This window comes from Pantoea sp. R102 (assembly GCF_004916815.1).
Taxonomy (GTDB): domain Bacteria; phylum Pseudomonadota; class Gammaproteobacteria; order Enterobacterales; family Enterobacteriaceae; genus Pantoea; species Pantoea dispersa.
Map to the genome: position 1 here is coordinate 1 of NZ_SDFT01000207.1, position 15422 is coordinate 15422.

Annotated in this window: 14 protein-coding genes; all 14 read left to right on the forward strand. The window is 44.2% G+C overall.

Annotation, left to right across the window (positions count from 1 at the left end; translation table 11 throughout):
- Positions 1-229 precede the first annotated feature (229 nt).
- Positions 230-1492 carry a colanic acid biosynthesis pyruvyl transferase WcaK gene (gene wcaK / locus ERD80_RS19215; RefSeq protein ID WP_058757295.1) on the forward strand — a complete coding sequence of 421 codons (1263 nt, stop codon included), beginning with the start codon at positions 230-232 and terminating at the stop codon, positions 1490-1492.
- A 3-nt stretch (positions 1493-1495) separates the two neighbouring features.
- Positions 1496-2719: a glycosyltransferase gene (locus ERD80_RS19220; RefSeq protein ID WP_136548122.1), complete on the forward strand. Its 1224-nt coding sequence runs from the start codon at positions 1496-1498 to the stop codon at positions 2717-2719.
- Positions 2716-4056 (forward strand): MOP flippase family protein, encoded by a 1341-nt coding sequence (locus tag ERD80_RS19225; protein WP_021509334.1) that lies wholly within the window; start codon positions 2716-2718, stop codon positions 4054-4056. Before ERD80_RS19220 ends, ERD80_RS19225 begins: the two co-directional genes overlap by 4 nt.
- A gap of 462 nt (positions 4057-4518) precedes the next feature.
- On the forward strand, positions 4519-4731 hold the full coding sequence (locus ERD80_RS19230; RefSeq protein ID WP_136548124.1) for a hypothetical protein: 213 nt from the start codon (positions 4519-4521) through the stop codon (positions 4729-4731).
- Positions 4732-4821: 90 nt separating this feature from the next.
- Positions 4822-5718 carry a UTP--glucose-1-phosphate uridylyltransferase GalF gene (gene galF / locus ERD80_RS19235; protein ID WP_136548126.1) on the forward strand — a complete coding sequence of 299 codons (897 nt, stop codon included), beginning with the start codon at positions 4822-4824 and terminating at the stop codon, positions 5716-5718.
- Positions 5719-5763: 45 nt separating this feature from the next.
- A complete protein-coding gene (gene galE / locus ERD80_RS19240) occupies positions 5764-6777 on the forward strand; it encodes a UDP-glucose 4-epimerase GalE (protein WP_058780359.1) in 1014 nt (337 codons plus the stop codon).
- Positions 6778-7185: 408 nt separating this feature from the next.
- Positions 7186-7953 carry an ABC transporter permease gene (locus tag ERD80_RS19245; RefSeq protein ID WP_136548128.1) on the forward strand — a complete coding sequence of 256 codons (768 nt, stop codon included), beginning with the start codon at positions 7186-7188 and terminating at the stop codon, positions 7951-7953.
- Positions 7953-8696 carry an ABC transporter ATP-binding protein gene (locus ERD80_RS19250; RefSeq protein WP_136548130.1) on the forward strand — a complete coding sequence of 248 codons (744 nt, stop codon included), beginning with the start codon at positions 7953-7955 and terminating at the stop codon, positions 8694-8696. The genes ERD80_RS19245 and ERD80_RS19250 overlap by 1 nt, the downstream gene beginning before the upstream one ends.
- A 15-nt stretch (positions 8697-8711) precedes the next feature.
- Complete coding sequence (glf, locus tag ERD80_RS19255; RefSeq protein ID WP_136548132.1) at positions 8712-9866, forward strand: UDP-galactopyranose mutase; 1155 nt, start codon at positions 8712-8714, stop codon at positions 9864-9866.
- Positions 9863-10756 (forward strand): glycosyltransferase, encoded by an 894-nt coding sequence (locus ERD80_RS19260; protein WP_136548134.1) that lies wholly within the window; start codon positions 9863-9865, stop codon positions 10754-10756. The genes glf and ERD80_RS19260 overlap by 4 nt, the downstream gene beginning before the upstream one ends.
- A 10-nt stretch (positions 10757-10766) precedes the next feature.
- Positions 10767-11894 (forward strand): glycosyltransferase family 4 protein, encoded by a 1128-nt coding sequence (locus ERD80_RS19265; protein WP_168926297.1) that lies wholly within the window; start codon positions 10767-10769, stop codon positions 11892-11894.
- Between the two features lie 27 nt (positions 11895-11921).
- Positions 11922-13751, forward strand: coding sequence for a DUF4422 domain-containing protein (locus ERD80_RS19270; protein ID WP_136548138.1), 1830 nt, complete (start codon positions 11922-11924; stop codon positions 13749-13751).
- Between the two features lie 33 nt (positions 13752-13784).
- On the forward strand, positions 13785-14711 hold the full coding sequence (locus tag ERD80_RS19275; protein WP_136548140.1) for a glycosyltransferase family 2 protein: 927 nt from the start codon (positions 13785-13787) through the stop codon (positions 14709-14711).
- On the forward strand, positions 14708-15422 hold a 715-nt coding region (locus tag ERD80_RS19280; protein ID WP_136548142.1), incomplete at its 3' end, for a hypothetical protein. The genes ERD80_RS19275 and ERD80_RS19280, both read left to right, overlap by 4 nt.

Here is a 15422-nt window from a genome sequence, read left to right on the forward strand (position 1 = left end):
GCGCCGCTACGGTTTGTGCAGAGGAGATTTCTGCACTGACCCTTTGCACAGTCTGTAGCGGCGCGATTTATCGCGCATGTAACACCTGTCGCAGGTATCAATTACGTCACAACAGGCAGTCGTTAATTTCGGGCCGCTGGCCCATTAGCAGTTTTTTCTTACAGAGTTCACTTAGCCAGTATGGAACTGGCGGCTTGTAAAAAATTACAAAAATTTATCTGGAGTTTTTATGAAGATTTTATTGGTGGGTAACCATACCTGTGGAAATCGTGGGGATGGCGCGATTTTACGTGGACTGATTGATTCATTGCAGGCCGCGCGTGGGGATCTGGATATCGATGTCATCAGCCGCTATCCAACCAGCTCCGGATATTTACTGCAGCAGCACATCCAGCAGGATTCGCTGTTTCTGCACAACAGTAAGGCGCCAAAAGGGCTGGTCAGCAGCCTGAAGCGCAAAGTCGCCAACCGTCTGATGCCGGACATCATGATGGCGCACCTTGGCAAAGGTGGCGTGTATAAATCCTTCTCGGTGCCACCGCATCTGGCGGAATTCACCCGCAGCCTGGCGAAATATGACGCCATCATTCAGGTCGGCGGCTCGTTCTTCGTCGATCTGTACGGCGTTACCCAGTTTGATCACGCGCTGTGCGCGCTGATGGCGAAGAAGCCGCTGCACATGATTGGTCACTCGGTGGGCCCGTTTGAAAACCCGCGCGTCAATGCGCTGGCAAACTTTGTTTTTGATCGCGTCGACAGCCTGGTGCTGCGCGAAGAGGTCAGCCTCGATCGCCTGAAGCAGGATGGCGTGACCACCAGCCGGGTGAAGAAGGGCGTGGACACCGCGTTCCTGGTGCAGGCGCGCGAGGTGGAAAATCCGAGCCACAACCTGCTGCACTGGCAGAACATCATTCAGTCGCGCAAAACCATCGCCATCACCGTGCGTGAGCTGGCACCGTTCGACAAACGCCTTGGCGTTACGCAGAAAGAGTACGAAGCCGCGTTTGGCCGGGTGATCAACGCCATGATCGCCGAAGGTTATCAGGTGGTGGCGTTCTCCACCTGTACCGGCATCGACAGCTATGCCAAAGATGACCGTATGGTGGCGCTGACGCTGCGCGACCACGTTGAGCAGCCGGAGCACTACCATGTGATCATGGACGAGTTCAACGACCTGGAGCTCGGCATCCTGCTCAGCCACTGTCATCTCACCATCGGCACGCGCCTGCACTCGGCAATCATCTCCATGAATTTCGGCACGCCAGCCGTGGCCATCAACTACGAGCACAAATCGCTCGGCGTGATGAACCAGCTGGGTCTGCCGCAGATGGCCACCGATGTGCAGAGCCTGATGGACGGCTCGCTGATCGACAAAGTGCAAACGGTGCTGGCGGACTACGACAACGTGAAGCAAAAAGTGAACACCGCGGTGGCGCAGGAGCGTGAAATCGGCAACCGCATCACCGAAGAAATTCTCAACGTCCTGGGGTAAGTGATGAAGCTAACCTTTTTCACCATGCGTTTTCCGGTTGCCTCTGAGACGTTTGTCCTCAATCAGGTGACGCATTTCATCGATGCCGGCTATGACGTCGAGATCATCTCGGTGTTTCCGGGCGACATGATCAACCGTCATGCTGCGTTCGATGAGTACAATCTGGCGGCGAAAACCCACTATCTGCTGCCGGAAGAGAAGGTATCAAACCTCGACAAACTGACCCAGCGCATCGGGCTGATGCTGCCGAAAATCGCCAAACCGGCGCTGCTGAAGTCGCTTAACGTTGGCCGCTACGGTGCGCAGGCGAAAAAGCTGCTGCTGCCAGCCATTGTCGCTAATGCCCGGCAGACCTTTACTGCCGATGTGTTCCTGGTGCACTTCGGCTATGCCGGTGCGCTGGCGAATAAACTGCGCGAGCTGGGGGTACTGAAGGGCAAGCAGGCGACGGTGTTCCACGGCGCTGATATCTCGCGTCGCCACATTCTTGAAGAGCACAAACTGGATTACATCAACCTGTTCAGACAGAGCGAACTGATGCTGCCGATCAGCCATCTGTGGGAGAAAAAGCTGATTGAGATGGGCTGTCCGCGCGAGAAAGTGCACGTCACGCGTATGGGCATCGAGCCGGAGAAGTTTAACTTCCAGCCGCGCGACGCGTTCCACAAACCGCTGCGCATTGTTTCGGTGGCGCGCCTGACCGAGAAAAAAGGGCTGGACGTGGCGGTAAAAGCCAGTGAAATCCTGCGCGATAACGGCGGTCAGTTCCAGTTCACCATCATTGGTAACGGCGAGCAGGACGGCATGATGCGCGAGCACATCGCGCGTGCCGGCCTGGAAGACATGGTGACCATGCCGGGCTTCAAGCCGCAGGAGGAGATTCGTCAGGCGCTGAGCGAGGCTGACATCTTCCTGCTGCCGTCGAAAACCGCCGCCGATGGCGATATGGAAGGCATTCCGGTGGCGCTGATGGAAGCGATAGCGGTCGGCCTGCCGGTGGTGTCCACCTACCACAGCGGCATCCCGGAGCTGATTCAGAATAACGTCAGCGGCTGGCTGGTATCGGAAAATGATGCCGACGAGCTGGCGGACACGCTGCTGCGCCTGTCGCGCGGCGACGTTGACGTTGCACCGGTGGTGTCCGCAGCGCGCCATAAAGTGGAAACCGAGTTCAATCAGCACATCGCTTACGGTGAGCTGGCGAAAATTCTGGAGCGCATGGTGTGAGTGGATTAAAAAAACAGGCGGTGTGGCTGTTTGGCAGCACCTGCTTTGCCGCGCTGCTGCAGGTGCTGCAGCTGGCGGTGCTGGCGCGCAAGCTGGAAGCGCACGAGCTGGGTTTGCTGGCTATCATCAACGCCATTCTGGCGGTGGCTACCGTGCTGCAGGACATGGGCATGAGCAGCTACATCGTGCATCGTCAGGAGATTACACGTCGTGAGCAGAGCACCATTTACTGGGTTAACGTCTCGCTGAGCTTCTGTACCGGTCTGATCATGCTGGCCATCGCCTGGCCGGTGGCGTGGTTCTACCATCTGCCGGAGCTGACGGCGCTGATTATGCTCACCAGCCTCAACTTCCTCGTGCTCGGTCACCTGTCGCAGTATCAGGCGCACTATGTGAAAACCAAACGCATGGTGACGCTGGCGAAGATTGAGATGGGCACTAAGCTGTTTGCCTTCCTGTGTACGGTGGCGATGCTCTATTTCACCTCGCTGACGGTGGCGGCGGCGATTCTCGGGCTGTTCATCAACGCCTTCACGCGCATTCTCTGCATGATCTACTTTGGCGAGAAGTCGTGGCGGCCAACCTGGGAGTTCGACGGCAAAACCTTTGTCAGCGCGGTGCGTTACGGTATCTATCAGCTGGGTTCACAGACCATTAACCAGCTGCGTACTCAGGCCGATGCGCTGATCGTCGGTAAAGTGATGGGTGCCGAGATGCTGGGGATTTACTCGCTGGCGAAAGAGCTGATTCTGCAGCCGCTGAAGCTGGTGTCGCCAGTGATTAACCGCCTGGCGCTGCCGCGCTTCGCCGAGAAGCAGCACGATCCCGAGCAGCTGAAAAAACTGTTCCTTAAGGGCACCTTCGTCATCATGCTGTTCAGCAGCGCGATGTACCTGGCGATTGGTATTCTCTCTCCGGTGATTGTGCGTGTGCTGTATGGCGCTTCGCACGAGCAGGTGTATCACCTGATCCCGCTGATGCTGCTGTTCGGTATGCTGCGCCCGATGGGCGGCCTGACCGGCGCGATCTCCCAGGCGAACGGACGCACCAACGTCGAGTTCTACTGGAATATCGTCGCCAGCCTGGTGGTGGTGGTGGTGCTGGCCACTACGTGGATCTGGCCGAACGTGATTTACGTGGCGCTGACGCTGTCGATTTCACAGGTGCTGATCTCCGCTTTCGCGCATCCGTTCTTCATCAAACCGGTGATTGGCATCCGCTTTATGCCGTATGCGCGCCAGTGGGTGTCGGTGTCGGTGGTGTTTGTCGGCCTGATGCTGCTGGTGAATCATTTCAACTTGTTCGTGATGCCCGAGTGGTTTGAGGGCTGGCTGTAAGCGGTGATGACGGGAGTGGTCGTCGGCAACGGCGACCGCCCGGCATCATCAGATGTGATCGGTGACTGACGTGCAGCCGCCGGTGCGCATCAATGCGCACCCTACAAAAACCTGCCGTGATCCCGTAGGGGCGCCATTCATGGCGACCTTTAAAATCAGATGTGGACGGTGACTGACGTGCAGCTGCCGGTGCGCATCAATGCGCACCCTACAAAAACCTGCCGTGATCCTGTAGGGGCGCCATTCATGGCGACCGTTCAAAATCAGATGTGCTCGGTGACTGATGTGCAGCTGCCGGTGCGCATTAATGCGCACCCTACAAAAACCTGCTGTGATCCTGTAGGAGCGCCATTCATGGCGACCTTTAAAATCAGATGTGATCGGTGAATGACGTGCAGCTGCCGGTGCGCATCAAATGCGCACCCTACAAAAACCTGCTGTGATCCTGTAGGGGCGCCATTCATGGCGACCTTTCAAAAATACGCTTCCATCTTCGCCCCAATGATGTTTCCGCAACGCCGGTCTGAACGCTCAACAATCACTGGCCTCACCGGTCATCGCTCAGCACTCTGCCTTCCACTGTTTTTCAGCCATTTAGCCGCTTTTTTTTCCCGCCTCATTGCCGGCTGGCAGATGGACTTTTTGACGATTTTTTATGTGTTGACAGAGAGTTAGTGCCAGTTTTTCAGATAAAGATTATACTTGCTCAACCGGCCGATCCTGCATAATCGACCCCACGTATTCACTTCATGAAATGGAATAAATATGACCAAGCTTAAAGCAGTAATCCCGGTTGCGGGTCTCGGTATGCATATGCTCCCTGCGACTAAAGCCATTCCGAAAGAGATGCTGCCTATCGTCGATAAACCAATGATTCAGTACATTGTCGACGAGTGCGTGGCGGCGGGCATCAAGGAGATTGTGCTGGTCACCCATGCTTCCAAAAATGCAGTGGAAAACCACTTCGATACCACCTACGAGCTGGAAGCGCTGCTTGAAGCGCGCGTGAAGCGCCAGCTGCTAAGCGAAGTGCAGTCAATCTGCCCGCCGGGCGTGACTATCATGAACGTGCGTCAGGCGAACCCGCTGGGTCTTGGCCACTCGGTACTGTGTGCCCGTCCGATGATTGGCGACAACCCATTTGTGGTGGTCCTGCCAGACGTGCTGCTGGATGACTCCACCGCTGACCACCTGCGTTACAACCTTGCCGCGATGGTGGCACGCTTCGAAGAGACCGGCCGCAGCCAGGTTCTGGCGAAACACATGCCGGGCGAAGACCTGTCTGAATATGGCGTGCTGACCACCGAGCAGCCGCTGGATAATCCGGGCGATATCAGCACCATCACCAACTTCGTGGAAAAACCAGATCATCCGTCCGAGCTGAACTCAGACCTGACCGCCGTGGGCCGTTACGTGCTTTCTGCGGATATCTGGGGTGAACTGGAGCGCACGGAGCCAGGCGCCTGGGGCCGTATCCAGCTGACCGATGCCATCGCCTCTCTGAGCCAGAAAAAACCGGTTGATGCTCAGCTGCTGACCGGCACCAGCTTCGACTGCGGTCGTAAACTCGGCTACATGCAGGCCTTCGTCTCGTACGGTCTGCGCAACAACACCCAGGGCCGCGATTTCCGCGAAGCAATCCAAAAAATTCTGGCAAAATAATCTCTTTCCCCGCCGCGCAGGTTGCGCGGTTTTAAAGGAGTACACATGGCTATTTTGGTAACGGGCGGAGCAGGGTACATCGGCTCCCATACGGTGCTGGCGCTGTTAGAGCGCGGCGACGACGTTGTAGTCCTGGATAACCTTTGCAATGCCTCGCGCGAAGCAATCAATCGCGTTGAGAAGCTGGCCGGTAAGAAAGCGGTCTTCGTTGAAGGCGACATCCGCGACCGCGCCTGCCTGCGCGATCTGTTTGCCAGCAATGACATCTCAGCCGTCATCCACTTCGCCGCGCTGAAAGCGGTAGGCGAATCCACGCGCATGCCGCTGGAATATTACGAAAACAATGTCGCCGGGACCGTGGTGCTGCTGGAAGAGATGCGCGCCGCTGGCGTGTGGAACTTTATCTTCAGCTCATCCGCCACCGTGTATGGCGCTGACGCACCGGTTCCGTACGTCGAAACGACGCCGATTGGTGGCACCACCAGTCCGTACGGCACCTCCAAGCTGATGATTGAGTTCGTGATGCGCGACTTCGCCAAAGCCGAGCCGAACTTCAAAGCCATCGCGCTGCGCTACTTCAACCCGGTCGGCGCGCACGAATCCGGTGAGATTGGCGAAGACCCAACCGGTATTCCGAACAACCTGCTGCCGTACATTGCGCAGGTGGCGATTGGGCGTCTGGACAAGCTGGGCGTGTTTGGCGATGACTACGCGACGCCAGATGGTACCTGCCAGCGCGACTACATTCACGTCGTCGACCTGGCGGAAGGGCACCTGAAAGCGCTGGATCACCTGCCAAAAGTTGAAGGCTACAAAGCTTACAACCTCGGCGGCGGCAAAGGCTTCTCAGTACTGGAGATGATCAAGGCATTTGAGCAGGCGTCCGGTAAACAGATTCCGTTCGAGTTCAAACCGCGTCGCGACGGCGATCTGCCGGCGTTCTGGGCGGATGCCAGCCTGGCCAACAAAGAACTCGACTGGCGCGTCACGCGCGGTATCGATGCGATGATGCGCGATACCTGGAACTGGCAGTCGAAGAACCCGAATGGGTTTGAGTGACTAGTCGTAACACCAGTTAAGTTAAAAGCCTGTCATAGACAGGCTTTTTGCATTTCATCGGATTAGTCTAATCTTTGAGCACCATTGATTAGCTGTCACTTTCTTAAAGATTATGAAAATGCTAGGATTTGTGCTGTTTAAATTAGTGGCATGTTTGGTACGTATTTTAATGGCTAAAGATTCGCTCTCATAAGATTCAGTCCTGCATGTTTCGCTATTAATCTATGATTTGTAAACGACTTTCGAAGGTGAACCTAATTTTTAGTACAGATTGGTTAGATTCAAACCTTATGTGCACTGGTAGCTGTGAGCCAGGGGCGGTAGCATTCATCTTTTGCTGAGAAGTCCAGCATAGAGTTGCAACATTAAGCGAAGCGCTTATCAACAAGGCATATTTGAGCAATATATATGAAGTATAATTTTGGCTATCTCATTGATCTTATTGCAGTAATCACAGAGAAAGAGTTAAAGGTACGATATAAAAGCAGTTTTCTAGGTTATCTATGGTCAATTGCAAATCCTTTACTTTTTGCAATGATTTATTATTTTATTTTTAAGTTGGTAATGAGAATTCAAATACCAAATTATACAGTTTTTCTTATTACCGGATTATTTCCGTGGCAATGGTTTGCAAGCTCAGCTAATAATTCACTTTTTTCATTTATCGCCAACGCTCAAATCATAAAGAAAACTGTTTTTCCAAGGTCAGTTATTCCTTTTAGTAATGTGTTAATGGAGTTTTTGCATTTTCTTTGTACAATTCCAGTTATCGTTGTTTTTCTTTATATTTACGATATGAGCCCATCCATTTCCTGGCTATGGGGAATTCCATTGATAGGATTTGGACAAATGATGCTGACTTATGGCCTGGCATTAATGTTGTCGACACTGAATCTTTTCTTTCGAGACTTGGAAAGGTTTGTAAGTCTGGGGATTATGCTGATGTTTTATTGTACCCCTATTCTTTATTCAGTTGATTTAATTCCTGAAGCTTATAGATGGATTATAGGGACTAACCCTTTATCGCTAATGATTGTTTCATGGCGTGATCTTTTTATGCATGGTACGATAAATTACACTACTCTTTCGCATATTTATTTATCAGCGCTCGTAATGATGGTCGTTGGTGTTTGGGTATTCAATAAATTGAAATTCCGTTTCGCTGAGATTTTGTAATGACAGTAGCAATTGAATTTAAAAACGTAACTAAACGCTATCCTCTATATCATCATATCGGCTCAGGAATTAAGGAGCTAATTTTTAATCCCAAGAGAGCGTTATCAATGCTTTCTGGACGTTCGTATCTGGCCATTGAAGACATATGTTTTCAGGTTAATAAGGGTGAATCGGTAGCATTGATTGGACGAAATGGTGCGGGGAAAAGTACCTCATTATCGCTCGTCGCTGGTGTTATTAAGCCCACGTGTGGCAGCGTGGAAGTAAGCGGCCGAGTTGCATCAATGCTTGAGCTTGGTGGCGGTTTTCATCCTGAGTTGACCGGTCGGGAAAATATTCGGCTTAATGCGACGCTTTTGGGATTACGAAGAAAAGAACTTAATAAAAGAATAGATAAAATAATTGAATTTTCTGAATTAGGTGAATTCATTGATGAGCCGATCCGGGTTTACTCAAGTGGAATGCTCGCCAAATTGGGCTTTTCGGTAATAACTCAGGTTGATCCTGATATTCTTATAATCGATGAAGTCCTAGCAGTTGGTGATATAAGTTTTCAGAGGAAATGTATTAATACCATAAATGACTTCAAGAGTAAGGGTGTCACAATTCTTTTTGTAAGTCACAGTATGAGTGATATCGAAAAAGTATGTAATAAAGTTATCTGGATTGAGAATCATAAAGTCAGAAAGATTGGCGACAGCAAGAGTGTTATTGCTGAATATAAAGAATTTATGCAGCAATAATCTTGTAAGGAATAAGTGATGAAGAAAAATATTTTAATTGTAGGTGCTGGTTTTTCAGGTGCAGTTATTGCGCGAGAATTAGCTGAGCAAGGTCACAAAGTAAAAGTTATCGATGTTCGCAAACATGTTGCTGGAAATTGCTACAGCGAAATTGATGAAACAACCGGCGTTACGGTTCATACATATGGGCCTCATATTTTCCATACCGATAATGAAGAAGTTTGGAATTATCTGAACCTTTATACTGAGATGATGCCATATGTAAATCGTGTCAAAGCAACAGTAGATGGAAAAGTTTTTTCTTTGCCGATAAATTTACATACTATAAACCAATTTTTTGGCACAACGCTTTCTCCAGACGAAGCGAAAAAATATATAGAAGAGAAAGGTGAGTCTTCCATTATTAACCCACAAACCTTTGAAGAACAGGCCCTACGCTTTGTAGGTCGTGAGTTATACGAAGCTTTCTTCAAAGGGTACACCATCAAACAATGGGGAATGCAACCCTCACAACTGCCCGCTTCGATACTCAAAAGGCTTCCTGTTAGATTCAACTATGATGATAATTACTTTAATCATAAATTCCAGGGAATGCCTAGAGACGGCTATACAGTCATTGTTGAAAAAATCCTCACTCATGAAAACATTGAAGTTCAGCTAAATACTGAATTTGATAAAAATAGAATCAATGAATTTGATCATGTCTTCTATAGCGGTGCTCTTGATGGCTTTTATGAACATCAATTCGGCCGCTTAGGTTATAGAACCCTTGATTTTGAGAAGTTCTATCATGAAGGAGATTACCAGGGGTGTGCAGTAATGAATTACTGTGAACAAAAAGTACCCTATACTCGAATTACTGAACATAAATACTTTGCTCCCTGGGAAAAGCACGCTGGTTCAGTATGTTATAAAGAATATAGCCGTGCCTGTGAGGAAAATGATATTCCTTACTACCCGATCAGGCAGGTTGGTGAAATGCAAATGCTTGAAAAATACTTAGAGTTAGCTGAGCAGGAGCAAAAAATTACTTTTATTGGACGATTAGGAACATATCGTTATTTAGATATGGATGTTACGATTGCCGAAGCATTGAATACAGCTCGTGTCTATCTGGATACCATCAAAAACGAGAATCAGATGCCTGCATTTACGGTTTCAGTCAGATGAATGTAAGCGCTTTAATTGTAACATTCAATAGATTAGACAAACTCGAATACACAGTAATGGCAACAAGGAAGTTGCCATTCCAACATATTATTATTGTTAACAACGCTTCAACAGATGGCACAACAGAATGGCTTAACTGTGTTGACGACCCCAGAATTGTTGTGCTTCATAAAGTGGATAATAACGGAGGTGCAGGTGGCTTTCGTTATGGTGCAGAATATATATCGAAAAATATTCAAACTGATTGGATCCTATTTTACGATGATGATGCTTATCCACACACAGAATTTTTGAAACGATTTAAAAATTTAAAACCAAAATCTGATGAGATCTATTGTGCTGTTGTGAAAAACAGATTGGGTGAGATTTGTAAGATGAATCTTCCATGGAAACTAAATACTCACTCATTCTTAGACAATATACGTTACCTAAAACAACCATCGGATTATGTCGCAAATCCAGAGTTATCTTCAGAAGTGATTTCATTTTCATTCGTTGGTGTACTTATTCCCGCGAAAATTTTAATCAAGACTTATGGTTACATCAAACCGGAACTTTTCATCTATTATGATGATGTTTATTACTCTTTCTATTTAAAAAAATTGGGTCATAAAATAAATTTTAATACCGATCTCGAATTTTTTCATGATGTTAAAATGAACACAGGTTGGGATTCCCAAGAGTGGAAAATTTATTATCTGGCAAGGAACTTATTTCTTAGTCAATCCTTGTATGATGGAATCGATTTTTTCTCCCGAGTTGCTAAGTTTTTCAGGATAACCAAATATTTTTTGAACGGTCTTAACTGTAAAAGCAAAAAAAAATATTATGGTTATTTATTTAAAGGGATTCTTCACGGAATGCAAGGGATTAGTGGGTACAACCACTAATGGTGTTAAAATGAAAAAAAAGATTTGTTTTTTTATTAACTCTGGCTGGTATTTCGAGCTTCACTGGTTAGAAAGAGCAAAGCTATTCCAAAACGATGGATGTGAAGTTCATATAATAGCGCACTTTAGCAATGTTGAAATTTCTAACTTGTCTGCTCAGGGATTTATCTGCCATAACTCGCGCATGAATGAGAGAACACTTAATCTATTGTCGGTAATAAAAGATTCAATCTTGTCTTTTAAAATACTGAATATAATTAAACCAGATATACTTCATTCTATAACTATTAAACCAATACTTATTGGTGGTTTATACGCAAGATTTACACAGACGGCATTCATATCAAGTTTTGTAGGTTTGGGTAGGGTATTCATGAATCAAAACTTAACTTACAAACTGTTGAACTATGGCGTCAGAAAACTTTATGAATTTATTTTCAAGAATGAAAAAAGTCGTTTGACTTTTGAACATGTCAATGACTTAATTTTCCTTACAAAATTGATTAAGGTGTCTGATAAGCAATGCATGGTTATTGATGGGGTCGGTGTCAATCTGCGTGACTTTAAATATCAGAAGGAGATTGATAATAAACCTCTGGTTGTGTTGTTCGCTGCAAGGATGTTGAAGTCAAAAGGCCTGGAAGTGTTAGTCAATATAAATAGAGAACTAAAAGCTCAAGGTAAATCTTTCGTTCTTAACGTCGCAGGGATTGAGATAGAAGATGATACGGATGCGATTGCCAAAGAAGATATTATGAAATGGCACAATGACGGTTTAATTAATTGGCTTGGCAAGCGAAATGATATTCCTAAATTGATTGGGGAATGTAATATTGTTGCCTTACCATCTGTTTATTTTGAGGGTATTCCAAGGATAATCATCGAAAGTTCAGCAATTGGTAGAGCCTGTATAGTTTATGATAGCGGTGGCTGTAGTAGTATCATTAATGATGGTGTCAATGGGTATGTGGCTAGCAGGGGTGACAAGGACGAGTTTAAAGCGAAACTTTTGAGTTTACTCGCAAATCCAGAAGTGCGCTTACAAATGGGCTTGCGTGGGCGAAAAATTGTTGAGGAACGTTTTAGTCTTGAGACAGTTTATGAAAAGACTAAGACTCTCTATCTTAATGTTATTTGATATTTGATATTTGAATTTGAGGTTTACGTGTCAACAAATCCTAATGTTAAAATTTACGTTTGTCATCATAAGCAGTCACCGTATATCAAAAATGAATGTATCATCCCTATTCAGGTTGGAAGAGCTTTATCAAACACAACACTTGATTATTGTATAGGCGATGATACTGGTGATAATATTTCTGTAAAGAATAAATCCTGGTGTGAACTTACTGCCATATATTGGGCCTGGAAAAACGATGAGGCAGATTACTATGGGTTGATGCATTACAGGAGATATCTATCATTTAAATCACATGGCGATTACAATGTAATAAATAAGCTTGATGATGATATTATCACAGAACATAAACTGGATTCTGAGAGCATAAAAAACATCTGTGCTGAACAAGATATTATCACAGGTCCGGTATGGAACGTCCACCCAGTAGGGCTTCCCTGGAAAATAATGTCTAACTATGATCAATATAGTCTGGATCATTATAAAAAAGATTTGGACATTGTAGTAGAAATCGTCAAGGAAAAATATCCTAAATATTACTTAGCGCTTTTAGAATCTTTATATTCGACCTCTTGTTTTTTTGCGAACATAACTATTATGAAGCGCGAATACTATCATGAGTACTGTGAGTTCTTATTTGGCGTTTTAAACGAAGCAGAGGAAAAGATTGATATTAGTTCATACGATTCGTATCAATCAAGAATTTGGGGGTTTATCGCAGAAAGATTAGTTAATGCCTATGTACTCTATGCACGAAGAGAATATCATGGGATTCGAGTTAGTACTGCTGGATTAATGTATTTAGCTGAATCACCAAAATTAGACATCAATAATATCTTAAATAATATTCAAGCAAAGAAAAAACAGAATAAAATATTAATTGATGAGCCAGTAAATATTTGCTTGTCATTCGATGATAAATACTATCCTCATGCTTCGGCGACAATTGAGTCTATTATAGATAATGCGAATGATAAGCAAAAATTAGTATTCCATATACTATGTGACAATAATTTGACAAGTGATAAAAGAGAGCTTCTTCACTTTGGCCTCAAACCAAATGTCACAATCAAGTTTGTTGAAATAGACCCCGATTTATTCAGCTCTTTACCACTCAATCGTTCATACATTTCGCTTAATACTTATTATCGTTTAGTTATCCACAAAGTGCTTCCTGATATCGATAAAGTTATTTATTTAGACTCTGACATGATTTGTCTTGACGATATTGTTAAACTTTGGCAGGAAAATCTTGATGGTAAATGTATAGGGGCATCTCTGGATGAGGGAGGTATTCTTCAATCAAGACGGCTTTTACTTGGGGCTGATAATAATTATTTTAACGCCGGTATGATCGTTTTCAACTTAAAAGAGATAAGACTAAAATACCCTGATGTATTTATTGACTATATGATTAATTTTTACATCAATAACAGAGAAATAAGTCTTCAAGACCAGGACATCTTAAACATTACTTTTAAAGATCAATCAAAAATTTTACCTTTAAAGTGGAATGTCAACAGTAGAATGTTCACAGCTAATGATCTTGAAAGAAAATATAGCTTACAGCAAGAGTCTGAAACATTATCAGACATAGGTATATTGCATTATACTGATCGTCGAAAACCTTGGACTCTCACTTGTGTGCATCCTTTAAAAGACTTTTATTGGACTTATCGCAAGCGCAATCCGCATGCTCCTATGACAAAGCAAGATAAATTCATTGAGAAATATGCAGGTAAAATCACTTACAAGATAAGTGGCGGATTTATTTTTGTTAAATTATTTGGCAAGACGTTCAAGATTAAGAAGTCGATTATTGCTAAGATATTAAGAACCCTTAAAATTAACTTTTAAATTAAACGGCGCATTGCGCCGTTTTGAGTTTATATGGCTGAATCAATATCTCCCTTCGTATCAGTAATAACTGTTATCTCTACAGATTTATTTTTATTTGAAGATACATTTAATTCTCTTAGATCGCAATCGTTTTCTAATTGGGAGCAGGTAATCGTATGTAAGGATAGTGATGAAGAAAATTTGCGAACATTCATGAGGAAATTACATGAGGATGATATTAGTAAAATTAAGATTGTAAGTTCAATTAATATTGACAGCTATGCCTCAGCATTAAACATCGGGCTAAGGCGTTCTGAAGGTGAATATATTTTAATACTTGATCAGCATGACAAGATTAGTTCATCATATTTTGAAATGCTCTATAAAGGATCAAGGAATTATCAAAAAAAAATCTATTACGCCGACTTGATTATTAATTATCATGCCACGTTTTTAAATCGTCCCTTTTTGTTAGGGTGTAAAGCACATCCCTCTAATGATGATTTTCTCTCTACATGTAGTATATTGATGAGACCTTCAATATGCTCTCTGCCATTTAGTTTACCCAGAGAAGTCTTAACTGAAATTGGTTATTTGAAAGAAAATTGTGATTTCCCTTTGTGGGACTATTTAGCCAGATTGAGTTATATTTTAAGCTTTTACAAATTAGAAAATGTTTATTATGATATGGTGATTTCTGATAAGAATATCCATCCAAGAATTATAAACTGTAAGGGCAACAAACATATTAATTTTAGATATGAGCTTATAAATATCCTAAAAGGTCTTAACGATCTAAATTTATCATCTGAAGTTATTTTAAAAGGAAATGAAGTTATTCTGGATGAAAAGAAGCGCTATTTTAATTTTTATGAAAGAAATTATAATCGATTTTTTACCTCTCTATTTAGAAAGTCACTCAAATTATTTCTCTTAGTTTTTAGACGCAACTTTAAAAATTTGGGCGCTAATAAATGAAAAAAAGATTATTTATCTCTACAGGCTATTACTCAACTTTGATGGCGTCAGTAATTTCAAGCGAATTACACAGTGCATCTTACGAAGATCATATCTTGATTACAATTGATAGACAACCCGTCGCATCTAATAGGCTCTGGGCGAACAGATTACATGCTTGGGAAAGTGTAAGTTTTGTTTCTCACGAAGAATATTATTCAGAAACTATCAATTATGAACACACAATTGATTTTTTTGATGAGGTCTATTCACCTTTTCCTGAAATGCTTTTAACCGTAGCTTCAGCTTTTAAAGCCAACAACTATTTTTTTTATGAGGAAGGCCTGACAAGTTACCTACAGTTTGAAAATAATCAATATAATGATGGAGCAAAATTTTTTTGTCTACATCCTCATATGTTTAATGAAAAATCAAACCTTATTTCATTGCCTATTAATATTTCAAAAGTCCTGGAAAAACTAATTAGAATAGATACATGCTATAAAACGCCTATGTTAAAAGGTAATAACAATGTAATTGTAATAGGTCATGGAGGCTTTCCTGACGAGAATAAAAATGAATTAATTAATAATGAATATATTGAGGTGGTTCAGGATTTATCTAAGAAGGGGTACAATGTGATCCTTTTGGGTCATACAAGATTTCCTGTCAGCACTGTTTTGTTAGATAAATTAAACAGGTCTAATGATGTTAATTTTCAATATATTGAAC